This window comes from Phycisphaera sp. (genome assembly GCA_025916675.1).
Taxonomy (GTDB): Bacteria; Planctomycetota; Phycisphaerae; order Phycisphaerales; family UBA1924; genus JAHCJI01.
On the sequence record CP098402.1, the window covers coordinates 3,540,862 to 3,563,652 of the forward strand.

General features: G+C 67.6%; 22 protein-coding genes. 9 read left to right on the forward strand and 13 right to left on the reverse strand.

Annotated elements, in window-relative coordinates:
- Nucleotides 1-26: 26 nt before the first annotated feature.
- From NCW75_15205 to scpB, 5 genes are all read right to left on the reverse strand, one after another.
- Entirely contained in the window at nt 27-878 is an 852-nt protein-coding gene (locus NCW75_15205; protein UYV12626.1) for a hypothetical protein, read from the reverse strand.
- Between the two features lie 70 nt (nt 879-948).
- Entirely contained in the window at nt 949-3,144 is a 2,196-nt protein-coding gene (locus NCW75_15210; protein UYV12627.1) for a DUF3488 and transglutaminase-like domain-containing protein, read from the reverse strand.
- 34 nt (nt 3,145-3,178) lie between these two features.
- Nucleotides 3,179-4,258, reverse strand: a complete 1,080-nt coding sequence (locus NCW75_15215; GenBank protein ID UYV12628.1) for a DUF58 domain-containing protein — start codon at nt 4,256-4,258, stop codon at nt 3,179-3,181.
- A 50-nt stretch (nt 4,259-4,308) separates the two neighbouring features.
- The gene (locus NCW75_15220; GenBank protein UYV12629.1) at nt 4,309-4,764 is read right to left on the reverse strand and encodes a carboxypeptidase-like regulatory domain-containing protein; all 456 of its coding nucleotides are present in this window, start codon (nt 4,762-4,764) and stop codon (nt 4,309-4,311) included.
- A 51-nt stretch (nt 4,765-4,815) separates the two neighbouring features.
- Complete coding sequence (gene scpB / locus NCW75_15225) at nt 4,816-5,406, reverse strand: SMC-Scp complex subunit ScpB (protein ID UYV12630.1); 591 nt, start codon at nt 5,404-5,406, stop codon at nt 4,816-4,818.
- Between the two features lie 82 nt (nt 5,407-5,488).
- On the opposite strand from scpB, the gene NCW75_15230 reads away from it, so the two are divergent.
- Entirely contained in the window at nt 5,489-6,367 is an 879-nt protein-coding gene (locus tag NCW75_15230) for a queuosine precursor transporter (GenBank protein ID UYV12631.1), read from the forward strand.
- Nucleotides 6,368-6,396: 29 nt separating this feature from the next.
- The gene (locus tag NCW75_15235) at nt 6,397-9,027 is read left to right on the forward strand and encodes a M14 family metallopeptidase (GenBank protein ID UYV12632.1); all 2,631 of its coding nucleotides are present in this window, start codon (nt 6,397-6,399) and stop codon (nt 9,025-9,027) included.
- Nucleotides 9,028-9,030: 3 nt separating this feature from the next.
- Here the strand turns inward: NCW75_15235 and NCW75_15240 are convergent, their stop codons facing one another.
- The 6 genes from NCW75_15240 to NCW75_15265 form a co-directional block, all read right to left on the reverse strand.
- On the reverse strand, nt 9,031-9,579 hold the full coding sequence (locus tag NCW75_15240; GenBank protein ID UYV12633.1) for a penicillin-binding protein activator LpoB: 549 nt from the start codon (nt 9,577-9,579) through the stop codon (nt 9,031-9,033).
- 40 nt (nt 9,580-9,619) lie between these two features.
- The gene (locus tag NCW75_15245) at nt 9,620-10,063 is read right to left on the reverse strand and encodes a YcfL family protein (GenBank protein ID UYV12634.1); all 444 of its coding nucleotides are present in this window, start codon (nt 10,061-10,063) and stop codon (nt 9,620-9,622) included.
- Between the two features lie 22 nt (nt 10,064-10,085).
- Entirely contained in the window at nt 10,086-11,519 is a 1,434-nt protein-coding gene (locus tag NCW75_15250; GenBank protein ID UYV12635.1) for a hypothetical protein, read from the reverse strand.
- 79 nt (nt 11,520-11,598) lie between these two features.
- Nucleotides 11,599-12,759 (reverse strand): beta-lactamase family protein, encoded by a 1,161-nt coding sequence (locus NCW75_15255; protein UYV12636.1) that lies wholly within the window; start codon nt 12,757-12,759, stop codon nt 11,599-11,601.
- 16 nt (nt 12,760-12,775) lie between these two features.
- A complete protein-coding gene (locus NCW75_15260) occupies nt 12,776-13,567 on the reverse strand; it encodes a UbiA family prenyltransferase (GenBank protein UYV12637.1) in 792 nt (263 codons plus the stop codon).
- Between the two features lie 63 nt (nt 13,568-13,630).
- Nucleotides 13,631-15,097 carry a class II fumarate hydratase gene (locus tag NCW75_15265; GenBank protein ID UYV12638.1) on the reverse strand — a complete coding sequence of 489 codons (1,467 nt, stop codon included), beginning with the start codon at nt 15,095-15,097 and terminating at the stop codon, nt 13,631-13,633.
- Between the two features lie 181 nt (nt 15,098-15,278).
- Here NCW75_15265 and NCW75_15270 point away from each other — a divergent pair, with 181 nt between their 5' ends.
- Together NCW75_15270 and NCW75_15275 are read left to right on the forward strand one after the other, a co-directional pair.
- Nucleotides 15,279-16,583, forward strand: a complete 1,305-nt coding sequence (locus NCW75_15270; GenBank protein UYV12639.1) for a transglutaminase family protein — start codon at nt 15,279-15,281, stop codon at nt 16,581-16,583.
- Nucleotides 16,584-16,616: 33 nt separating this feature from the next.
- On the forward strand, nt 16,617-17,267 hold the full coding sequence (locus NCW75_15275) for a flavin reductase family protein (GenBank protein UYV12640.1): 651 nt from the start codon (nt 16,617-16,619) through the stop codon (nt 17,265-17,267).
- A gap of 10 nt (nt 17,268-17,277) precedes the next feature.
- On the opposite strand, the gene NCW75_15280 is transcribed toward NCW75_15275, so the two are convergent.
- On the reverse strand, nt 17,278-17,727 hold the full coding sequence (locus tag NCW75_15280) for an SMI1/KNR4 family protein (protein UYV12641.1): 450 nt from the start codon (nt 17,725-17,727) through the stop codon (nt 17,278-17,280).
- Nucleotides 17,728-17,845: 118 nt separating this feature from the next.
- The gene (locus tag NCW75_15285; protein UYV12642.1) at nt 17,846-18,208 is read right to left on the reverse strand and encodes a hypothetical protein; all 363 of its coding nucleotides are present in this window, start codon (nt 18,206-18,208) and stop codon (nt 17,846-17,848) included.
- Between the two features lie 131 nt (nt 18,209-18,339).
- Here NCW75_15285 and NCW75_15290 point away from each other — a divergent pair, with 131 nt between their 5' ends.
- The 5 genes from NCW75_15290 (at nt 18,340) to NCW75_15310 (ending at nt 22,791) form a co-directional block, all read left to right on the forward strand.
- Entirely contained in the window at nt 18,340-19,401 is a 1,062-nt protein-coding gene (locus NCW75_15290; protein ID UYV12643.1) for a TlpA family protein disulfide reductase, read from the forward strand.
- A 100-nt stretch (nt 19,402-19,501) separates the two neighbouring features.
- A complete protein-coding gene (sucC, locus tag NCW75_15295) occupies nt 19,502-20,704 on the forward strand; it encodes an ADP-forming succinate--CoA ligase subunit beta (GenBank protein ID UYV12644.1) in 1,203 nt (400 codons plus the stop codon).
- A 3-nt stretch (nt 20,705-20,707) separates the two neighbouring features.
- Nucleotides 20,708-21,529, forward strand: a complete 822-nt coding sequence (locus NCW75_15300) for a hypothetical protein (GenBank protein ID UYV12645.1) — start codon at nt 20,708-20,710, stop codon at nt 21,527-21,529.
- Between the two features lie 33 nt (nt 21,530-21,562).
- Complete coding sequence (msrA, locus tag NCW75_15305) at nt 21,563-22,045, forward strand: peptide-methionine (S)-S-oxide reductase MsrA (GenBank protein UYV12646.1); 483 nt, start codon at nt 21,563-21,565, stop codon at nt 22,043-22,045.
- A 65-nt stretch (nt 22,046-22,110) separates the two neighbouring features.
- Nucleotides 22,111-22,791 (forward strand): FUN14 domain-containing protein, encoded by a 681-nt coding sequence (locus NCW75_15310; GenBank protein ID UYV12647.1) that lies wholly within the window; start codon nt 22,111-22,113, stop codon nt 22,789-22,791.

The window sequence follows — 22,791 nt, forward strand, 5'->3', positions numbered from 1 at the left end:
AAAAGTCCGCGAGACAGGGGTGGGGCTCAACCCGCACGCCGGGTTCGTTGCATGCCGGTAACCCGATCGACATACCCGGTAATCTGCCGAACAATGAAGTCCCGGTGCTCGGCGTGCTGCGAGAAGTCGAAGGCGAAACCCAGGTGCAGGTTCTGCGCGCTGTCGAGGTGCTGATGCACACAGCGGGCCGTTACGACCAGCGGCGCGGGCATCTCGGTGCCGAGGGCCATTCGCAGCCAGTAGCGGCCGCTCGAGTCGAAGCTGGGCCGAGACGCCGGCGGCACCACCAGCCCCGCGCCTCCGCCACCCACGTTGACCAGCTGTCCCTGGTACGCCCCGGCAACCTCAGGCATGAGGGAGATCGGCGACTCGAGACCCAATTTCGGTGAACTCGCATCCCCCTCATCCTCGAACGGGATCCGGCTGGCGACTTCGGCGGCTACCGCGGTCTGGGGGTCGACCAGCCTCCACCCCTGCACCAGAGGCAGGCTAAACCCCGCGGTCGTGGCTCGAAAGAAGTTGCGCCGCTGGCATCGTTCGACCAGCGTCGGTGCGGCGATGTGCAGCAGGCCGCGCATATCGCCGGCCGGCGGCTCGACCGACATGGTGCGGAACATCCAGCGGTTCTGGCCGATCGACATCGCGACAACAAGACGCAACCCCGGCTCGACGCGCATGGTCTGGCCCAGGGCAACCGGCTGCTCGAGCACGAGGCGCTCGTCATCGATAGCCAGCAGCCGCACGCGCCACACGAGGTTGGTTGCGCCCTTGTCGGCTGCGTCCCCGACGTCCACGCTCACTTCGAGCGAGCCGCCACGGTCGCGGATCTGGTCCAGGCACTCGCGCCATCGCTCGGTGCGTGATCGGTTGGTATTCATGCTGCGGGCCTCCGAGCCGGCGGCCAGCGCCGGCCCCTAAGACCCATATCGAGCCAAATCGATGGCTACTTCAACTCGACGCCGTTGCGGGTGGCCCGGCGAGGCGTTGCCCGGCTTCGGCGATCGTCCGGCGCAGGCCCTGGGCCTCGCTAGCGCTCAGGGGGCGATTACCGAATCGGGCTTCGTACAGGCGATCGACCACGTCCGAGAAGCCCTCGGCACCGCCCGGCACGTCGCTCACGTGGGCCAGCAATGGCTTCCAAGCCGGCTTGGGGTGCCCGGCCTTGTCGAGGGTGCGGAGCAGGAACTCGCCCACCTCGCGCGTGCCGCCCAGGATGCGCACCCGCGGGCCGCGTCCGCCCCCGATGCCCAGATTCCGGAAGAACGACTGGGCCACGATGGTGATGACCAGCACGCCCGTGAACGCCAGTGCGCCCGCGAGCACGGCCTGCACGATCCCGACCCAGCCCGACGAGCGGGCTCGCTGGATGAACTCCGAGATCGATTCGAGCGCGACCATCTGCGGCTCGTCGTCGGACTCTTCCGATCCGAGCACCCGCCGCTGCGAGCCACGATCGAAGCTCACGACAGAATCGACCCAGAAGAACTCGATCGCATCGATCCAACGCCGGGCGACCGAGGCCAGGCTCGTGCCGGGTGCGTGGATGCGTTCGAGGTCGGCCGGGGGCGTCGGGTCGTGCCGGCGCCAGTGCCCAGGCGCGTGCTCGACCTCGACCCACGCGTGGGCGTTGCTCTCGCGCACGGTGTACTGGGCCGTCGCGTCGTTGTATTCCACCGCGACGTAGCCGGTTACGACCCGCGCGTTGATGCCCACGCTGCGGCACATGGCCGCCATGGCCGAGGCGAAGTACTCGCAATGACCGCGCTGGCCGGCTTCTTCATTGAACAGGAACCACTCGATCGGGTCTCCTCGCGCGCGCAGGATGTCGAGCGTGTATTCGAATCCCTGGAGGTGCTCGCGGATGGCGCGGGTCGCGCCGGCGATCTCGGTCGCCGAACGAGGGACGCGTTCGCCACTCAAGCCGTTGGCCTCGATCAGGCCAGCCGTGAGTTCCCGGATACGCTCGGAATCGAACGTCGCCAATCGGCTCGGGCCGAGTGCTGCTGGTGTTTGGGTTCCAAGGGTGCGGGATCCTGGCAGGCCAGAATGCACGATGTAGCTCTGCGTCTTTGCGTTCTCTTGCAGCCGCAGCGTGCCCAGCGCGCGATCGTGCAGGAACTCCAGGGGCTCGCCGAACTCCCATAAGAAGGGCTGCTGGATGGCGAACACCATCGAGCCATCGGCGGGCGGGTCGTAGAGGGAAATCTCCTGCACGATCACGGCTCGTGTCTGCGTGTCGCCGGTCTCGAGGCGCTGGTTCTCATCGGTCCGCATGACCCCGTACTCGGCCGGACGCCGTCGTGCTCGCGTCCAGCGACCATTTTCATATGCGTCCAGCACGCCACCACGCAGGTAGTACACGCGGCCGGCCCCGCCCAGATTGCCGCCGGTCGTGTCGCTGACGCGCATCTCCATTACCTTCTGCTGGCTCTCGGAGATGAGCCCCGCGCGCCCGAGTTGGACCGTGTCGGTGTAGCCCGTGACCGAACCACGCTCACCGCCAAGGTCTCCCAGGAAGCTGGGCGCGAGCCCGCGTGGCACGAGCACGAATACGGCCGCCGCGATAAGTGAGGCCGAGATAGTCAGCACCCCGGTCATGCGTCGCAGCCCGCGAGACAGCGCCCCGCCCTGGCGCACGCGCCGACGCGTGGCGCCGATCTCGTCCTGGTACGCCTCGACACGCTCATCGGCGGCGACCACTTGCTGCACCAGCGCCGCCCACACCAGCAGCGGGCAGAACACCAGCAAGAACACGCCAACCGATAGCTTCAGGCTCGTGAGGATTGCCCCGAAGACGAGGAACACCGCGAGCGCCAGCACCTCGGCCGCGTCGCGAGCATTGCGCCGGTCAAAGAGCTTGATCACCAGCAGCGAGGCCAGCATCTCGGCGATGCGTTCCACGTTGAATTCGCCGTTGAACGACGCAAGGCCCAACCCCAACGCTACCACGATGAGCAGCACGGCGTTGATGAGCATCCGGGGAACCGAGGGCCCCCAGGGCTGGTGGGCCGCCCACCAGCACAGCCACGCGCTGGGCATCCCGAGCACCGCGACGGCGATCGACTCGGCGGCAATGGCATAGATCGCGATGGCCATCAGGGCCGTCCAGATCAGGGCCAGTCGCAGTGTGCGTTGCAGGGTCATGGTGTGGTTGCCAATTGGGTCCGAACGAGCACGATCAGAATGCTGTTCGGTCCGGTTCCTTCGTCGGTTCGGCCCGCAAGCGGGCCAGGTCTTCGCCGCTCAGCGTGTGGACGCCGCCACCGGCCGGCCCGCGAGCCAGTGTCAGCACGACGGCGCCGAAGCGGGCGGTGGGCTTCGCAGTGGTGTTCCCGGTACCGCCGGAGAACCCGTACGCGCCGAGCCGCCGCAGCAGCCCCGCGCGGCCGGCTGGGGTGGTGACCGAACCGCTCGAGACCCCCATCTGGGGAATCGCAAGGCTCACGGCGATGGCGCGGCGGCCCGCTTCCACGATCAGCGAAGCCGCCAGGCTAAGGAGTTGTTCCGCGCCGGCGTCTCGATCTTCGGCCAGTTTGGGATCGAGGTCGAGGTGCAGCACCAGCCGACGCGGGGCACGGGCCGAGCGCTGCGTGACCACCAGCGTGTCGCTCCGCGCCGAGAGCCGCCAACTCACGTCGCGTACGCGGTCGCCCACGCGATATTCACGCACGCCAAAGAAGTCCTCGCCCGCGCCGGGGCTGGCGATGGCCTCGGTGCCGTCGTGGGCGGGTTCGAGGATAGTCTCGACCACGTCGCTGCGGAGGCGGTGGACGGCGGGCGTGGCCAGCGATGGCTGGGTGAGATCGAAGGTCACGCTCTTGCGCGCCACGCCGAAGGGGAAGGTCGTGCTCACACGCACACGCGACAGCTCGAACGGCCCGCGTTGTTCGATGAGGGCGCTGGTCTCGCAGCGCACGGTGCGCCGAGGCGGCACCCGGCCGACGCTGGCCACCGGGCGGCCGACGAGCGGCATCTCCTTGCGGCTCTCGCCCTTGGGGCGGAGTTCCTCGATGAGCAACGCGTACGCGGGCATGAACCGGCTGCGGTTGCGCACGCGGTACCGGATTGCGAACGGCCGGCCCACCTGCGCCTCGGGCACCGGCTCGCGTTCGATTGCCAGGCCCATGAGCGAGGTGCCGCTGACGAAACCAGAGGCCAGCAGCCCGCCGATGGCCAGGCCGAGGGCCCAGAACAGCAGGTTATTCTGGCTGTTGACCGCCCCCAGCAGCACGAACGCGGTCACGATGGCGTAGGCCACCCCCGGCAGGTGGAGGTGGTAGCGGCGGACCGGCTTGGCTCGGTGCGCGCTCAGCCGGACCGCTCCGCATCGCTAGCTGCCGGTGACTCGGGCTGGGGATCAACCGTGCGCCGCTGGCCCGGGCCCTGGATCATCGTGATGTACAGCGAGCGGTAAAAAGAACGCAGCGGCACGGTCTTGTCCACACGCGAGTACCCCTCGGCTTCCACGATCACGCGTACCGTGCCTCGGGCCATCTGGCTGCCGCTGGTGGGCACGCTGAAGCGGCCATCCTCGTCGGTCTGCGTGTCGACCAGCGTGCGCCCGTTGCCCGTCAGGCTGACGCGCACGTGGGCATAGGGGATGCCTACCTGGTCGAGGCGGGTGTCGTCGTTGTCGATCACCGCGACAACGCCGATCGGGCCGGGGATGACGACGCCCTCGAGTCGGGGGGTCGAGCAGCCTGGCAGGAGCGTTGCCGCCAGGGCGAGCATGCCCACCAACATCACGCGGGTCAGGGTTGTCATCGTCGGTCTCCTTCGTGGAGTTGAGTGGTCGCTTCCGTGCGTCGGTCGTTTTCAGGTCTTGAGTTGAGAGGCCGCGCCGGGCAGGTCCTTCAGGCTCGCGAGCCCGAACAACTCGAGGAACTGCGGCGTGGTGCCGTACAGGATCGGCCGGCCGACCTCCTCGGCCCTTCCTTTGATGGCGACCAGCTTCCGTTCGAGCAGGCTGCGGAGCACCTCGCCGCAGGCCACGCCGCGGATGGCCTCGACCTGGGCCCGCGTCATGGGCTGGCGGTATGCGATGATCGACAGCGTCTCGATGCTGGCCCGGCTGAGCTTGGTGCTCTGGCGGTTGCGATCAAAGGTAGCGACGACCGAGCCGTACTGGGGGGCCACCATCAGCCGATACCCGCCGGCCAGCTTCTCGGCCCGAGCCGGGCGGCCCTGGGCTTCGAGTTCGTCGTTGAGCTGGGCGGCAAGGGTCTCGAGGATGTCCTTGGGCTTGCGCTCACCCGCGAATTCGGCCGCGCCGCTGCTCAGGGCCAGGGCCTCCCACAGCGCTTCGGCCGGCACGGCCCTGCCGGCGGCCAAGAGGATGGCTTCCAGCCCCGCCGTCAATATGGCGGGGGCTTGTGCGGCGTCGGTCTGGTCGGCGGCGGCGGTCACGGTGCGATGCTAGGCGGATGGGGGGTTTGCGCTCGCCCGCGCCGGTCCTCCAGAGCCCTGGGCGGCCGCTACCGTCACGATCATGGCGATCTCCGACGAAGCCCGGGCCACGCTCCCCAGCCGCCAACACGCCTACGACGGGCTGGCGTTCCTCGACGAGGCCACGCTCTACCGCCGCCGCGAGGGCGTGTTCCTGGTGCTGGCCGGGCTGTTCCTGGCGTCGCTGGCGATGCTCAACATCCTGGGCATCAGCCGGTTCATCAAGCTGGGCGAGGTTTCGGTGGGCGACGCGGCCGATCCGCTGGTGCTCACCTTCGCCGTCGCCGTGGGCGTGCTCCCCTACCCGATTACTTTCCTCTGTACCGACTTCATCAGCGAGCTCTACGGCCGCCGGCGCGCGAACGCGGTCGTGTGGATGGGGCTGGTCGTGAACTTCTGGGTCATCGCCGTGCTGTGGGTCGGCGGGCTGCTGCCGGGCTTCGAAGCCATCGATCCCGAGATCGGCGCGATGGCACGCGATGATGCGGGGCGGTTGCCGGTGTTCTTCGAGATCAGGAATCTGGCCTTCGCGGCGGTGCTGGCATCCATGGTCGCCTACCTCGTCGCCCAGCTCGTGGACGTGCACGTTTTCCACTTCTGGAAGCGCCTTACTAAAGGCAAGCACCTCTGGCTTCGCAACAACGGCAGCACCCTCATCAGCCAGCTCGTTGACACCGTGGCGGTCATCCTCATCACGCACTACGTCGCCAACGGCCTGCCGGTGAATGAGGACAACCCCATCGCCGCGCAGTTGTTGCTGTTTATCGGTACTGGTTATGTGTTCAAGCTCGTCGCGGCCCTTGTGGATACCGTGCCGTTCTACATAGGATCGAAGTGGCTGGCGCGGTACCTGCGCCTGCCGCCGGCCCACGGCCTGCCGTCGCCGCCGCCCGGGGCGGCCGTGGAAGCCGGAGTCGGGTGAGTTGTTCGGGGTCTTGTGAGGAGATTGGGATGCGTGCGATTGCCGCTTGTATGTTTGGTCTGTCCGTGTGCGTGCTGGCCCCATTGGCGTGGGCCCAGGGCACGCTGACGGCCGCCGATGTCTCGCCCAACGCCGACCTGCCGTACGACTACTTCGATGGGCTGCACTTCGACCCGGCCGTGCCAACGCCCGAGGGCACGCTGGGCTACAAGGTCGGCGAGCGTTTCACGCGCCACGCCGACCGCGTGGCCTACAGCAAGGCCTTGGCCGAGGGCAGCGATCGCGTGCGCTTCGCTGAGTATGGACGCAGCCACCAGCAGCGCCCGCTGGTCATGCTCACGATCTCGAGCCCAGACAACCTCGAGCGCCTCGACGAGATCATCGCCGCTAACAAGGAACTGGCCGACCCCGACAACCTGACCGACGCGCGCCGCCGCGAGATCGTCAAGAACAACCCGGCCATCGTCTGGTACAGCTTCGGCGTGCACGGCAACGAGGCGAGCTGCGGCGAGATCTCGATGCAGTTCGCCTACACGCTGGCCGCCGCGGTCAACGACGAGATGGCCGACATCCTGGACAACTGCGTCTTCGTCGTCGACCCGCAGGTGAACCCCGACGGCCAGAGCCGCTATGTCGCGTGGTACGAGAACGCGACCGGCCAGGCTCCCGACCCAAACCCCAGCGCCTTCGAGCACGACGAGCCCTGGCCCAGCGGTCGCAGCAACCACTACCTGTTCGATCTCAACCGCGACCTGGTGTGGGGCGTGCACCCCGAGAGCCGTGCGCGCCTCGCGGCCATCCGCCGGTACCTGCCGCAGCTCCATCTCGACTACCACGAGCAGGGCTACCACAGCCCCTACTTCTTCGGCGAGGGCGATAAGCCCTACAACAAGAACATCCCCCAGGACACCAAGGATTGGATCGCCCTGTACGGCCGCGAGAACGCGCGGGCCTTCGATAAGCACGGCATCGTCTACGCCACACGCGAGCGGTTCGATTATCTCTACCCCGGCTACGGCAAGGTGTTGCCGGTATACCACGGCGCCATCGGGCTTCTGCTCGAGAAGGCCGGCCACGGGCGCGCGGGCCTGGCCATCCGCGTGAGCGACCAATACATCCTTACCCTCGCCGAGCGCGTGCGCGACCACCTGGTCACCGCCATGAGCTACGCCGAGACCACCGCGGCCAACCGCGAGGTCCAGCTCGATCGCTTCGCCAAGTTCTGGCGTGACAGCGTGGCGGGTGAGGGGCCGGGGCCCAAAGCCTTTGCCATCTCGGCCGACAATGACCCGGCCGTGCTCAAGAAGGTGTGGGACTTCTGCCTGATGCACGGCATCCGCGTCGATCGCCTGACCGAGCGCGTGACCACCGGCGCGTTCGCGACCTACGACACGGGCGAGTTGGTCGAGGATCTGGAACTGCCCGAGGGCACCTGGGTCATCGGCACGAATCAACCCATGACCAATCTCGTGCGCACCATGTTCGAGCGCGTGACCGAGGTTGAAGACCCCGACACCTACGACATCACCGCGTGGAGCCTGCCCATCAGCTTTGGCGTGGAGGGCTGGTGGAGCGACCAGGTGCTCAGCGCACGCACCGAACGCGTCACACGATTCGCCCCGCCCACCGCGCGCCTCACAGGCAGTGGGGGCGTGGCGTTGCTCATCGATTCGAGCCACCACAACTTCCCGGTGGCCGTCGGGCAGGCCGTCGAACACGACATCTTCTGCCGCGTGCTGGGCAGCGAGGTCCAGGTCGACGGCAAGACCTTCGCGCAGGGAAGCCTCCTCGTCCACCTGATCCGCAACCCCGACCGCGACCTGGAGGCCTTCGTGCGCGACGTGCTGGCCAGCGGCGTGAGCGTGCACCGCGCCAGCGAGGGTTTCACCGCCAGCGGCCCGATGCTGGGCAACAACGCCAACCCCATTATGCGGCTGCCCAAGGTGCTGCTGGCCACCGGCCCGAGCGTGAACAGCCTGAGCGCGGGCCAGCACTGGCACATGCTCGAGATCAACTTCCCCTTCCCCCACACCCGCGTCGACGCGGGCGACCTGGGCCGCATGAACCTGAGCGACTACAGCGTCATCGTCCTGCCCTCGATGGGCGGGCTTTCCGGCACGGCCGCCGAGAACATCAGCGACTGGGTCCGCCGCGGCGGTGCTGTGGTTGCCAGCGATAGCGCCGCCGGTTGGGCGCTGCGCGAGATCGCGGGTGCCGAGCGAGAGCGAGACGAGCAGGACGGCGACGAACCCAAAGCCAACACCAAGTCTTGGGAAGATCGCGAGCAGGCTTCGGTCGCCCGCCGCGTCGCCGGCGCGATGGGGCTCACCAGGCTCGACACCAGCCACCCGCTCACCGCGGGCTTGCGTGACCACCAGGACTGGATGGGCGTGCTCGTGCGCGGCATGAGCGACCTGCCGATGCGTGACGACGCCTACGTCGTGGCCCGGTACGACGAGGAGCAACCCATCATCTCCGGCCCGGTCAGCGAGCGTAACCAAGATCGCATGGCCGGCGAGCCGTTCATCGTCCACCACCGCGTGGGTGGCGGCGCAGTCATCGTGTTCGCCGACGACGTGACCATCCGCGGCTTCCACCACGCGGGCATGCGCATGCTGATGAACGCGATCGTGTACGGGCCGACGCTGTCGCGGTTCTAATCGCTACTGTGGCCGGCGGCTCTCCGTCGTAATGCGCCGTTCCTCGATCCAGATCTGCGGATTCACGCCGTCGCCAGTGTACCGCAGCAGTTGCATCTGGAAGATGTACGACACCTGCAGATCGCGGCCGAGCTCGGCGACGTCCTCATAGATCTTGGCGTTCAGGGTGTACGAACGCTCGGGGAGCGTGCCGCGCGTAGCCAGCGTCTCGAAGTCGCTCGGCGTGTAGCCGACAGCTTGCTGGCTGTTGACGAACACCTGCAGGATGCGATTGGTCACGCGATCGCGATCGATGTTGATCTGGCTCGTGTTGTTCACGAAGCGGTTCATGGCGATGGCGGCCGGCTCGCCCTCGGCCGTAATGTAGTTCGAGGCGATGAGGCTCTCGGCCAGCTCGATGCCGACGCGCTCGACGTCCTGCACGTTGAGGCCGTGCGTGGTGATCTCGGTGCCGCGGGCCTGCTCGCGCGGGGCGTAGGCGTCGCTGCGGCAGGCGGGCATGGAGAGCGCCAGGGTGAGGCCGGCCAGTGCGAAGAGTGTCTTGGTGTGCATGGTGGGATTTCCTTGTGTTGATGTGCTGGGTGAAGCGTGGTTAGGGCGCGCCGATGATCTCGAGCTGGAAGTCCACGACACGGTCGTTGGGCGCGACGGCGCTGATGCGGGTGCGCTCGCCCGACAGCAGCGCCCGATCGCGGAACTCGTCCATGGCCGAATCGACGGCGAAGCCCTCCGCGTCGAACCACTCGAAGCGGTAGCGGATGGCAAGCCGCTGCCGGGCCGCGTTGAACAGCTCCGCCTCGACCTTCTTGAAGCCGTTGGGCGCGGTGCCCTCGATCAGGCCGACGAGTTGGACGGCCTTGGCCAGGTCCTCGTCCCAGATCAGCCGGGCATCCTCGATGGTCTCGGGCGCGCCCTCGGGGTTGGCCGCCACGGTGGTGTTCACGCGCGGGTGCCACTTCGAGCACCCGGCGAGCAGGCCCGCGGCGATGATGCCGCCGACAAGCACGAGTCGGATTCCAGAACGTGAGATGGGCATGTTGAATCTCCCTTGAGTTGGATCACTGTGTTTCGAGTTGGATGAAGGTCCAGGGGTCCGGCTCCAGCAGCGTGCTGGTGATGAGCGGTGCGAAACCGGGCCGGACCGAGCGTACGACGACGAGGTTGATGCCCTTGGGCTCGACCGGCACCGAGAGGCTCTGGCCGCCGAATATGAGCTCGACAGAGCCGTCGGCAGGCGTGTTGAGCCGGGCGTATTGCACTTCCTTAGGCAGCGTGGCCCAGGTGCGCAGGTCGGCCTCGTTGCTGGCCGACGCCCAGACCCCGCCGGCGAGCATCGCGACGATGCGGATCAGCGGATCCGAGCGTCGTAGGGCCTGATTCACACCAAACTGCACGCCCACCTTGAACGCCGCGGCAGCGATCATCCGCGTGGTCAGCCGGGGAAGCTGCGCGCGAAACTCGGCGGCGACGATGCGATCGATGCTGGCCAGCATCGCCGTGCTGCGCCCATCGGCGTGGAGCGTGCGGGCGAAGGTCTCGTCGAACACGATGTATGGTGCGGCGATCGGCACGACTTGGACCCGATCGCTCACCAGGAATACCGGCACCGAGATCTGTGATTGCGCCCGGAACGGCGCGAGCCCTGTCTCGAAGAACACGTAGACCATGTTCGGCCGATCGATCTCGCCCTGGGCCAGCTTATCTGCAAGATCAAGGTCTTCGAGAATATACGGATTGTCCGGCGCCATGCCGGCCACCCGCCGCATCAGGTTGCGCGCGACGTCGAAGTCGCTCGCGCTCTCGGCGACGCCAAGCAAGTACACGGCCCGCAGCATGTCGACGTACGGGTTGGCAAACTCGGCATAGGCCTCGAATTGCTCGAGGTCGCCGTAACGCTCGCGTGTCGCGCTGGCCAGCCTGGGGTCGGACGCGGCGCGATCGAACGTGCCGAACTTCCGCCGGGCCGCGGCCTCCTCCTCGCGCAACTGCTCGGCACGCTGCCGGTTCTCGAGTATCGCCAGCGCCTGCCAGCGGTCGGCCCGGACGAAGTGCTGCCGGGCGTCCTCGAGGTTGCCCAGGGCGATCGCATTGAGCGCGCGATAGGCCGCGACGAACTGGCGGTCGTAGAAGTAGCCCTCGTAGGCGATGCGGTCGGGCGTGCGCGCCATCGCCGACACTCGCTCGGTGGCGCTGATGCCCGGGTTCGTGTCCAAGTCGGCCATCCTCGCCTCGGCCGCGGCGAAGGCGGCGTCGCTCTCGGCGAAGCGACCCACCATCCGCGCCATCGACCCGTGCTCGATCAGCGCGATCACCGTCTGGGGCGTGCCGCCGTCGTGCCTGTCCGAATATCCGCGGATTTTGTTGGCAGCGGTTTCGAAGTCGCCCTGCCGGAAGGCCTGCTGGATGGGCAGCAGCCCCGACGCGCAGCCCGAGAGCAGGCCGGCGAAGGCCAGGCAGAGCAGGGTCGGGATGCAGCGGGTGGGGCAGCTCATGGCGTACGGCAAATGCTAGTAAGCACTATACTATTTGGAAGCCGCCCGGGCGATTTCAGGGAGCTGTGTTATCCGGACGCTATGGCGAGGCACTCGCCGCCCCTTCGGCCTCGCTCGCGTTGATCACACGATAAATCGCCGTGCTGATGGCCCCGCAATCGCCGTGCTCGCTGTTGGTCATGACGACGACGCCGTGGCCGGCCTCGGGGTAGAAGACCATCCGCGTGCGAGTCTTCTCTTGCGACCCGGTATGCATGATCCGGAGCTGGCCGTTGTTGGTCGAGATTCGCAAGCCGAGCCCGTACCCCGAGCTTTCGCCGTTCGCATCGATGCGCGGCGTCCACATGTCCCGGGTGGTCGCCTCGCTTACGAGTTCGCTGTTCATCAGCGCAACGGCGAATCGAGCCAGGTCTTCCACGTTCGAGATGAACCCGCCGCCGCCGAGCTTCCAGCTCACGTCGGTGTTGGTGCTGGGGAAGATGTGCCCCCGCACGCGACGGTAGCCTTTCGCGCGATTAGGGATGTCGACCCACTGGTAATCGGGCTGGAGCGTGGTCAGCCCTAGTGGCTCACAGATGCGCTCTTGCACCTGCTCGGCGAACGGCTGCCCGCCCGCGCGCTCGACCACCGCGCTGGCCAGGATGTACCCCCGCGTGCTGTAGCTGTATCGCTCGCCCGGCTGGCTCACCAGCGGCGAGGGCGCGAACGTGTCGAGCGCCAGGATCACGCTCTCGTACGGGTTCGGCGTGTCATATTCACGCTGCGTGCGGATCACCGGCCCGTTGGTGTAATGCACGATGCCGCCAAGGTGCGCGAGCAGTTGCTCGGTGGTGATCGGCGCACCCTTGTCGGGAAACTCGGGCACGTGCTCGTGGATGTCCGCCGCCAGATCGAGCGTGCCCGCCTCGACGAGTTGCATCGCGACGATCGCGGTGACTGGCTTGGAGATCGACGCCCAGCGGAACAGCGTGCCATCGGTGACGGGCACCTCGTTCTCACGGTCGGCGTAGCCGTAGCCGGCGGTGTACGCGACCCCGCCCTCGTGGATCACGCCGACGGCAACGCCCACGAGTTGCTGCCGATCCATCTCCTCGCGTACGGCTGTGTCAATGGCCTCGCGAAGATCCTGCGAGAGTGTTTCGACGACGGCGGTGGGGGCCACATCAGACTGCGAATGGACCGGAATGGCCACCAGGCCGATCGCGAGCAGGGCCAGGACGCAGCGGGTGGGCGTGTTCATGGCCGATGGTACTCCCTCACACGAACGCCAACGCGACCAGCGCGAGCACCCCGCCTCGCACGTCGATGAGGCTCCGCACCCGCGGCAGGAACGCGATGAGCATGCCCATGGCGGGAAGCCCGATCGCCAGCGTGAGCGTGGTCGGCGTGTGCTCGCCAAGGCCTAGCCAGTACGCGACCGCGATCACGTAGATTCCGATGGCGACCACCCTGGCCCATCGCCGACCAGCCAACACCGAGACGGTCTTCGTGCCGAACATCGCGTCGGCGGGCGTGTCGTCGATGTCGCTCAGGATCGCGTCGCCGGTTACGAGCATGCACACTATGCCCAGGGCGATCCAGGGCAGGCGTTGCTCGAACAGTTCCGGAACCGAAGCAAACAGCACGCATCCAATCAGCGTCGCATACGCGAGGCCCGTGAGCGCGTTCTTGATGACCAGCACGTCCTTCGGTCGCGTGCGCCGGCTCTCGCTTCTACGCGAGCCGTAGATGATGACCGAGACCGCCCCAATCGGCACGAGTACAACCAGCCATGGCTCGACAAGTACCGCCAGCATGCACGCCGAAAGCCCAAGCGAAGCGGCCAAGACGTTCATGGCGACCCGATGCCGTTGCACGAAAGCATCGCGCACCGGGTTGGCCATACGGTCGGCCGGGTCGTCCCATGCCATGAGGGGTTTGGCGCGGTCGAGCAGGTGGGCCATCCAGACGATGGTGGTGATCAGGGCGATCGAGAGCGACCAGGTTCGAGCGTCGAAGGCCGCTCCCGAGAGCTCGAGTGTCGCGGTTGCCAGGCCGGCCGCGTACAAGGCCGACGGGAGGCAGGCAAACTCCAGCCGGGCGAGCGCGGACGGATGGCCACTGGCGATCGATCAGCCCTCCGGCTCGGTCATGCTCCGCGCATCGAGCAGCGTGTCGAGCTCGTCCTTGGGCAGCACGTTCTTCTCCAGGGCGATCTCGCGCACGGTCTTGCCGCTGGCGAAGGCCTCCTTGGCGATGGCGGCGGCATTGTCATAGCCGATGACCGGGGCCAGGCTGGTACACATGGCCAGGCTGCCCTCGATCAGGGCGGCGCAGCGTTCCTCGTCGGGCTCGAGCCCATCGACCAGCTTCTCGCGGAACACGTCGCTGCCGTTGGCCAGCAGGTCGATCGAATCGAGCACGTTGGCGGCCATCACGGGCATGGCGACGTTGAGGTCGAGCAAGCTGCCGATGCCGCCCAGCCCGCCCATCGCGACGGCCGCGTCGTTGCCCACCACCTGGCAGCACACCATCATCACGGCCTCGCAGATCACCGGGTTCACCTTGCCCGGCATGATGCTCGAGCCCGGCTGCACGGCCGGCAGCTTGATCTCGCCGATGCCGCAGCGAGGCCCGCTTCCCAGCCAGCGCACGTCGTTGGCGATCTTGCTCATGCTCACCGCGATGGTGCGCAGGTGGCCGCTGGTCTCGACGAACGCGTCCTTGGCGTGCTGGGCCTCGAAGTGGTTCTCGGCCTCGCGGAAGGTGCAGCCGGTGGCCTTGGCCAGTTCCTGAGCGACGAGCGAGCCGAAGCGGGTGTGGGTGTTGATTCCCGTGCCCACGGCGGTGCCACCGAGGGGCAACTCCGCAAGCGTTTCAAGGGCGCGCTCCAGGCGTGTCTGGCCCTGGCGGATCTGCCGGGCGTAGCCGCTGAACTCTTGGCCGAGCCGGATGGGCGTGGCGTCCTGCAGGTGTGTGCGGCCGATCTTGACCACGTCGTCCCACTGCTTGGCCTTCTCCTCAAGGGCCGACGCAAGACGGTCGAGCGCGGGCAGCAGGTCGTTCTTGATAGCCGTCGCCGCGGCGATGTGCATGGCGGTGGGGAAGGTGTCGTTGGACGACTGCCCGTAGTTGGCATGGTCGTTGGGGTGCACGCCGCCCGCGTCGAGGTAGGCCTGGTCCTTCGAGCTGCCGATCGCCGCGCTACGCTCCAGGCACACGAGATTGGCGATCACCTCGTTGGCGTTCATGTTGGTGCTGGTGCCGCTGCCGGTCTGGAAGATGTCCACCGGGAAGTGGCGTTCGAGCCCGCCGTGGTCCTTGAGCCCGTTCGTGATAGCCTCGCACGCGCGCTCGATGGCGGCGGTGCGATCCTTGTCGACCAATCCCAGTTCAGCGTTCGCGCGCGCACACGCGGCCTTCAGCGTGCCGTACGCCCGGACGATCGCCATCGGCACGGGCCTCCCGCTGATCGGGAAGTTCAGCACGGCCCGCTGGGTGCTGGCGCCATAGAGCACGCCCTCGGGCACCTCCATCGTGCCCATGGAGTCCTTCTCGGTGCGGGTCTTCGTGGCGGTCATCGTGCTCGATGGCGACATGGGGGCTCCTGGTAGGCTTGGATTGGGTCTCTGGTTGGGTCCGGCAATCAATCGTACGGTGCCCATAGCTCGGAGGTCACCACGCAACCCAGCATCGGGTGGCCCGTACAGTTACTCGAAGAGCAGCACCGCCGCCCGCCGGCCGTGCCCCACCCACGCCCAACTCCAAGGGGGCCCGCCCATGCTTCGGACCACTCGATTTGTCGCCCTCGCCGCGGCCAGCCTGGCGCTGGCGGGCAGCGTCCTGGCCCAGAGCAGCGTGCTCCGCCAGGGCGACAGCAAGGACTGGACCATCCGCTTCCGCGCGAACATCCGGGCCTGGCAGGATTTCGGCAACCAGCAGCAGGAACGCGGCGCGTCGCACGACCTCTGGGAGTTCGAGCAGGCGACCATCGTGGTGCCCATGCTCGAGCGCACGAGCCTCAGCCGCTCGAACGACAGCAAGATGACCATGGAGGTCCGCGTCAACGACCGCGACGCGGTGCCCGCCAGGACCGATCCGTACGTCCGCCTGAACAACAAGCACGCTGGCTCGCGGTACCTGGGCTGGGCCGTCGCCAAGGGCAGCGCCCGCGACATCGAGGTGGTGACCCAGCAGGCCATGACCTCCTACGACGTGACCGTCGATGACGACCGGGCGCTGCGCGTCGAGTGGCCCGCGGGCGACTGGCCCGACGATGCGCTCAGCGCGCTCGACCCGCAGGTGGGCATCGAGTTCGGCCTCGACGGCAACCCCTACGACGGCCTGGACCGCACCGCCGATCGCATCGACACGCTCATCGGCCGCCTGGGCCGCAGCCCGCGCGACGTGTCTCCCTACCTGGTGGCCAAGTACCTGACCGGCGCCGTCTGGGGCCACATCCGCTCGCGCGATGGCACGGGGCTGAACACCTCGCGCACCGGCGAGATCGAGGGCGTTGATATCGCGGGCGTGCCGACCACGTTCGTGCGCCGCCGGGGCAACCAGTACGAGACGTGCGCCCTCTTGGTCTACACCATGCGCCGCGCCGGGCTGCCGGCCCGCATGGTGATGGGCTTCGTCGCCGACTCCGATGGCGACGGCGAGGACGAGCTCACTGGCGACCGAGATCGCGAGGGCGAGCCCATCTGCTGGGTCGAGTTCGCTCTGGTCGAGGGCGGCCGCACCACCTGGATCCCCGTCGACCTCAACGGCATGATGCGCTCGTCCAGCCGCGCGCCCAACATCGCCGACCTGGAGACCCTGCAAAAGCCCTGGGACGGCTTCGGCACCATCGACGACTCGAAGTATTGGGTGCCCTTCGCCTTCCACGTGCACCCACCGATCACGGTCAAGGCCTACGGCTCGCCGGGCTTCTGGGGCATCTTCGCCACGCCCACCGAGCCCAGCCGGGCCGAGCAGATGATCATGATCGACGTGACCACCACGCCCGTGACGGCCGAGACGCGCCGGGAGAAGAAGGCCGAGGAGTCGGGCAACGATCGCCCCCGCCGCCGGCGTCGCTGAGGGCGATGGCCCCGGGGCCCATAGCCTCGGGGCATGGAACTCAGCCCCAGCCACCTCCGCGTTGCCGACCGCTACAAGCTGCTCATCGGGCTGATCGTCCCAAGGCCCATCGCGTTCGTGTCGACGGTGTCGCCCGACGGCCGGACCAACCTCGCGCCGTTCAGCTTCTTCAGCGGCGTGGGCAGCGAGCCCATGATGCTCGCCTTCTGTCCGGCGACAGGCGCGAATGGCCAGGACAAGGACACGCTCCGCAACGTCCGCCCGGCCGATGATCGGGACCACCCCGTCGGCACCGGCGAGTTCGTCGTCAACGTCGTGACCGAGGCCATCGCCCGCCAGATGTCGGCCACCGCCGAGGATTTGCCATATGGCGACAGCGAGTTCGATCTCTCTGGATTGACGCCCATCGCCAGCAGCGTCGTGAAACCCCCGCGCGTGGCCGAGTGCCCGGCGGCTTTCGAGTGCGTCACCCGCCAGATCGTCGAGACCAACCCCGGCGTGCCCAGCAGCGGCAACCTCGTGCTGGGCGAGGTCGTCCGCGTGCATGCCGACGAGGGCATCCTGAACGAGCGCTACCACACCGACGCCGCCAGGCTCGCCGCCTTCGGCCGCATGGGCGGGCCGGCGTACTGCACGACGCGGGATCGGTTTGAGCTGTCGAGGGGGAAGGGAGCGCTGGAGTAGCACGTGTGGCTCAGCCGTACTCGTTTATCCAATCCTCCAGCCAAGCGACAACTGACTTCGCTTCTTGACGCGTCTCGAGCAATTCTGCATCGATGCGATAGACCGGCGACTCATGCTCGAGTGTAGTGCGGAGGTAGTATAGATCAGCCCCCGCATCCTCCATGATGACCAGCGCATCGTCTGGCAGTGGGCTCCCATCGGGGCCTCTGCGGTCCTGGTTTCGCATGTCGATGTTGAGGAGGCCATCGGGATCATTGAAGCCATAGCACATCTCGCCAGCCAGATCGATCCGCGAGTGCATCTGCAATAGTGTCGCGTATTGCTTCGGCGCCTTGCCAGGAAGGCCGGTCATCATCCGCTCGGCGGCATCTCCATCGAATGGCTCGCTTACTTGGATAACTCCGGCATCGATGCCTCGCTTGATGACGTTGCGGATCGCGTTTTCGATGTTCCCAGGCATCTGTCGTTCCTTGCGTTGATCGAGTATTGCGTCGCGGCTTCGAGAGGTTATGCTCCGGCCTTGCCTGCAGAGATCACATTCTTGTACCGGTTTCTGCCGCGCGTCTGAGGCCCCGTGCTCACGCCCGCGGCTCGGTTTCGCGGCGGGCTAGTTCGTTGAGATTGGCCTCCAGGCGCGCAAAGCCGTCGATGACCCATTCAAGAAAGGAGTCTGAGGGCGCGTCCGTATCCGATTCCCGCCGATGGGCGAACTCGACGGTCCACCGTCTCGCGTTCGTAAGCACGGAACGCGCCCAGTCGCGCTCGTTGGGATCGCTCAAATCGACCAAGTGCGAGTCCTGATACCGGTCCCGCTGCTGCTCCGTCAGGACGGGGTTGGACTCCAAGATTGCACGGCATATGAAGTCGAAATCGATGTTCCTGACCTTCCAGTTGAGATCAAGGTCTTCTTCGCGCGTGCTGATCATTATCAAGACAGACATCGCAAGACCTCCGGATGGCCGCCAGATTGGGCCGCGGGATGCTACCGGCGGGGGTCTCGCCTGGCTCCATCGAGCCCTATCCTGCCATTCCCGACGGCATCTCGCCCCGATACCCCGTCACGGAGTTACCGATGGAGATTTACGAGGACCAGGCCCGCGACATCCTCGCCCGGCCCGGCGCTCGCCGTGCGATGCCTTCGTGCGCCGGGCGGGCCAGGTGCGGCATGGCGGGTTTGCTTGGTCTCCTCGTGCTGGCCATCGTGCCTGGGTGCGCCTCGACGCCCACGCCCGCGTGGTCCCCCGACATCCCGCCGCTGGGCGTCGGCGACCGGGCGCCCGCGTTCGAGGCTGATCACTGGATCCGCGAGCCGCACGTGAGGCCCTTCGAGGGCGGGTCCATCTACGTCGTCGAGTTCTGGGCGACGTGGTGCGTGGCGTGCATCGCCGGCTTCCCCGAGCTGGCCGACCTGCAGGCCGAGTACGCCCACCGGGGCGTCGTCGTCATCGCGGCGACCAACGCGGACGACCGGGGCTGCACGCTCAAATCGGCGACGGCCATGGCGCTCGACCCCGCCCGGCGCATGGACTTCGGCGTCGCCTTCATGGACGATCCCGGCGTCTACCGCGCCTGGGCGAGGGCGGCCGGGCACCGGGGCATCCCGACCGCGCTGGTCGTTGACCGCTCGGGCCGGCTGGCGCACGTGGGCTACGAGCGGCCGCCGCGTGCGGTCGTCGAAGAGCTCCTCGCGGGGACGTTCGACATGGAGACCGCCGCCGAGCGGCACGAGCGTGTCATGGTCACGCGGGCCTCGGTCAAGCGCTACGAGGAGCTGCTCGAGGCCGGCGATCCCGGCGCGAGCGCCTTCGCGTGGCGAGCGCTCGAGGGGCCGACCGGGCGGATCTCCAGCGGGCCGACGGCCATCGCCGAGCTGGCGATGTTTTCCACGCCCGGGGGTACCGAGCCGGACCTCGGGCTGGCGCTGGCGGGTGCCCGCCTGGGGTACGAGCTGCGCACCGACCCGACAGACCTGTGGTACGACCAGACGCTGGCCGAGGCCGAGTTCCGCGCCGGGAACGTCGAGCGGGCGATCGAGGTGTGCGAGTGGGCCCTTGACCAGGAAGGGGCGCTGGGAGCGGACGCGCTGCGGGAACGGCTCGCCGGGTATCGGCAGGCGGTGGCAAGCGACGGGTGAGCACGACGGGCCGCGCGTTGGGCCGCGCGTTGGGCCCGCTGGCCCTACCCTGAGACGCCCGACGACACCTGACCCAAAACCCCGGCACGGAGTGCCCCGCATGAAGATCCATGAGTACCAGGCCCGCGACATCCTCAGCCAGGCGGGCGTGCCCGTGCCGCCGGCGGTCACGATCGACAACGCCGACGAGGCGGCCCGCGTCTTCAAGGACGTGACCAAGGACATGGGCGACAAGAAGCTCGCCGTTGTCAAGGCCCAGGTCCACGCCGGCGGGCGGGGCAAGGCGGGCTTCGTGAAGCTCGTCAAGACGGCCGAGGAGGCCACCGAGGCCGCCCGATTCATGCTGAGCAACAAGATGGTGAGCGTGCAGACCGGGCCCGAGGGCCTGGAGGTCACCAAGCTGCTGATCGCCGCGGGTGTTGACATCGCCCACGAGTACTACGTCGCCATCACGACCGACCGCAAGACGCGCCAGCACGTGCTGATCGCCAGCAGCGAGGGCGGGGTCGAGATCGAGAAGGTGGCCGAGGAGAACCCCGACGCGATCGTCCGTGAGCGGCTGCACCCCTTGCTGGGCCTGCAACCGTACCAGGCTCGAAAGGTCGCGTTCGCGCTGGGCTTCAAGGGGAAGCTCGTCAATCAGGCGGTCAAGACGCTGATGGCGCTGGCCAAGTCATTCCTTGAGAAGGACTGCACGATCGCCGAGATTAATCCCCTCATCACGACCAAGCCGACCGCCGAGCACCCCGACGGCGAGCTGCTGGCCATCGACGCGAAGTTCAACTTCGACGACAACGCCCTGTTCCGCCACAAGGACGTCCAGGGCATGTTCGACCCCAGCGAGGAGAACCCCGGCGAGCTGCGCGCCAGCCGCATGGGCCTGAACTATATCGCCCTGGACGGCAACATCGGCTGCCTGGTGAACGGTGCGGGCCTCGCGATGGCGACGATGGACACGATCGCCCTGGAGGGCGGCCAGCCGGCGAACTTCCTCGATGTGGGTGGGAGTGCGAGCGAGGAGGCCGTGACCGAGGCGTTCCGGATCATCCTCGACGACAAGGCCGTCAAGGGCGTGATGGTCAACATCTTCGGCGGCATCATGGACTGCGCGGTCATCGCCCAGGGCATCGTCAACGCGGCCACCGAGATCGGCTTCGAGGTGCCGCTGGTTGTGCGGCTGGAGGGCACGAACGTGCAGGCCGGCCGCAAGATCCTCGAAGAGGCTAGCGGCAAGCTGACCACGCTCCAGGCCGCCAGCGACCTGGGCGACGCGGCCAAGAAGGTCGCCGCGGCCGTTGCCTGAGGCATGAGCGAGCCGTTCGCAAACGTCGATCGCGAGGTCATGGCCCGTCTCGAGCTGGCGCTCGAAGCGGCGCGCGCCGCCGGTGGCGTCACGTTGCAGTTCTTCCAGGGCGACCAGCTCGGCACCATCAGCAAGGCCGACGGCAGCCCCGTGACCGAGGCCGACAAGGGTGCCGAGCGTGTGCTGCGCGTGGCGATCGAGGAGGCGTTCCCGAGTGACGCCATCATCGGCGAGGAGTTCGGCGAGAAGGACGGCGAGTCGGGCTACCGCTGGATCCTCGACCCCATCGACGGCACGGTGAGCTTCGTGCAGGGCGTGCCGCTGTATGGAACCCTGGTTGGCGTGTTCAAGGGCGACGAGCCGGTGGTGGGCGTCGTGCACATGCCCGCGCTCAGCGAGACGGTGTTCGCGGCCAGGAGCGGCGGGGCGTGGTGGATCCCCGGCGTGGGCCAGGACGCCCGGCCCGCGGGATTGACGAACACGAGCAGCCTCGCCGACGCGCTACTGGTGACGACCGCGCTGGAGTACTTCGACCCAGCTACCGGCGGGGACGTGTACGCCCGCCTGACCAGGGCCTGCAAGCGCACGCGCGGGTGGTCCGATTGCTACGCGCACGTGCTGCTGGCGACCGGCCGGTGCGACGTGGTGGTCGAGCCGACGATCAACCCGTGGGACATCGCGCCGATGGCGTGCGTCCTGGCCGAACTTGGCGGCCATTTGGTAGATTGGACGGGTGCGAGCCGGATCGATGGCGGCGATGCCATCCTGACCAACGCGCACCTCAAGGACGCCGTGCTGGACACCCTCCGCGGGTCGGCGTCCTGAATCGGTTGCGTCGGTTTGCGCTACTCTTCCCGCATGGCACGCACGCAACACGCCATCTTCGGGGCCGGCTGCTTCTGGGGCGTCGAGCACTCGTTCCGCCGCATTGATGGTGTCATCGATGCCACCACCGGCTACGCGGGCGGCACGATGGAGAATCCCAGCTACGAGGACGTCTGCACGCACACCACCGGCCACGCCGAGGTCGTGCGCGTCGAGTACGACCCCGAGCGCGTCGCATTCGATGAGATCCTGCACGCCTTCTGGCGCATGCACGACCCCACCCGCCGCGCGCAGCAGGACGGCGATACCGGCCAGTACCGCTCGGTGATCTTCACCACGAGCGACGAGCAACTCGAGCAAGCACGGGCATCGAAGGACGCCGAAGAATCCAGCGGCCGCCACGGCGAGCCGATCGTGACGCAGATCGCCCCAGCACCGGCGTTCTACCGGGCCGAGGAGCGCCATCAGCGATACGCCGAGAAGCACGGCGCGGGCGCCTGCCCCCAAAACCGATAGCACCTGGTGTGCAGGGCGTGTTCGGGTCGGCCGCTGGCACGTGAGCGCGGCGGGTACAGTTGCTGGTGAGCGACACGAAAGCCAAATCCAAGACCGAAGCCAACGGTGACCAGCCGCACCGCAAGCGTCCCGGGCCGCTGCAGATGGGCCTGCTGGTGCTCTCAGGGCTGGTGATGATCGCCGGCGTGGCCCTGGGTGTCACCGGCACGCTCCAGGATGAGGCCGCGGTCGAGACCATCCAGCAGCAGCAGGCCGCCGCGACCGAGGGCCAGACCGCTCCCGGTGCCGATATGTCCAGCGGCTTCGTGGGGCAGGGCGGCGACGTCACATTCCCGTTCCCCGTGCCAGGCCTACCCGGCAGCACGCCCGAGCCCACTGGAGAACCGACCGGGGCACCCGCCGGGGGCGAGCCGGCCGAAGCCGCCGAGGAGACCGTGACCGATCCCTGGAGCCCGGCGATCTTCCGCATGGGCTTCAGCTTCTTCGTTGGCTTCGCGATGGCCTACGCGCTCAAGGCGTTCGCCAAGGTCACCGTCGTGTCGGCGGGCATCTTCTTCCTGCTGCTCTTCGGCCTGCAATACGCCGGCCTGGTCGAGGTGCGATGGACGGCCATGGCCGACCGCTACGACACCATCCAGGCCTGGCTCGGTGCGCAGCTCGGCGGCTTCCAGGCGTTCGTGACCGGCTATCTTCCTTCGGCGGGTGCGGGGATCGCGGGCCTCGGCTTGGGCTTCATCCGCAAGTAA

Bases quoted from the DNA above. Each gene is read 5' to 3' on its own strand.
- NCW75_15250 (UYV12635.1), bottom strand. From the start codon at position 11,519: ATGAGCTGCCCCACCCGCTGCATCCCGACCCTGCTCTGCCTGGCCTTC.
- NCW75_15240 (UYV12633.1), bottom strand. From the start codon at position 9,579: ATGCACACCAAGACACTCTTCGCACTGGCCGGCCTCACCCTGGCGCTC.
- sucC (UYV12644.1), top strand. From the start codon at position 19,502: ATGAAGATCCATGAGTACCAGGCCCGCGACATCCTCAGCCAGGCGGGC.
- msrA (UYV12646.1), top strand. From the start codon at position 21,563: ATGGCACGCACGCAACACGCCATCTTCGGGGCCGGCTGCTTCTGGGGC.
- NCW75_15205 (UYV12626.1), bottom strand. From the start codon at position 878: ATGAATACCAACCGATCACGCACCGAGCGATGGCGCGAGTGCCTGGAC.
- NCW75_15270 (UYV12639.1), top strand. From the start codon at position 15,279: ATGCTTCGGACCACTCGATTTGTCGCCCTCGCCGCGGCCAGCCTGGCG.
- NCW75_15290 (UYV12643.1), top strand. From the start codon at position 18,340: ATGGAGATTTACGAGGACCAGGCCCGCGACATCCTCGCCCGGCCCGGC.
- NCW75_15275 (UYV12640.1), top strand. From the start codon at position 16,617: ATGGAACTCAGCCCCAGCCACCTCCGCGTTGCCGACCGCTACAAGCTG.
- NCW75_15255 (UYV12636.1), bottom strand. From the start codon at position 12,759: ATGAACACGCCCACCCGCTGCGTCCTGGCCCTGCTCGCGATCGGCCTG.
- NCW75_15265 (UYV12638.1), bottom strand. From the start codon at position 15,097: ATGTCGCCATCGAGCACGATGACCGCCACGAAGACCCGCACCGAGAAG.
- NCW75_15245 (UYV12634.1), bottom strand. From the start codon at position 10,063: ATGCCCATCTCACGTTCTGGAATCCGACTCGTGCTTGTCGGCGGCATC.
- NCW75_15210 (UYV12627.1), bottom strand. From the start codon at position 3,144: ATGACCCTGCAACGCACACTGCGACTGGCCCTGATCTGGACGGCCCTG.
- NCW75_15285 (UYV12642.1), bottom strand. From the start codon at position 18,208: ATGTCTGTCTTGATAATGATCAGCACGCGCGAAGAAGACCTTGATCTC.
- NCW75_15230 (UYV12631.1), top strand. From the start codon at position 5,489: ATGGCGATCTCCGACGAAGCCCGGGCCACGCTCCCCAGCCGCCAACAC.
- NCW75_15235 (UYV12632.1), top strand. From the start codon at position 6,397: ATGCGTGCGATTGCCGCTTGTATGTTTGGTCTGTCCGTGTGCGTGCTG.
- NCW75_15280 (UYV12641.1), bottom strand. From the start codon at position 17,727: ATGCCTGGGAACATCGAAAACGCGATCCGCAACGTCATCAAGCGAGGC.
- NCW75_15220 (UYV12629.1), bottom strand. From the start codon at position 4,764: ATGACAACCCTGACCCGCGTGATGTTGGTGGGCATGCTCGCCCTGGCG.
- NCW75_15300 (UYV12645.1), top strand. From the start codon at position 20,708: ATGAGCGAGCCGTTCGCAAACGTCGATCGCGAGGTCATGGCCCGTCTC.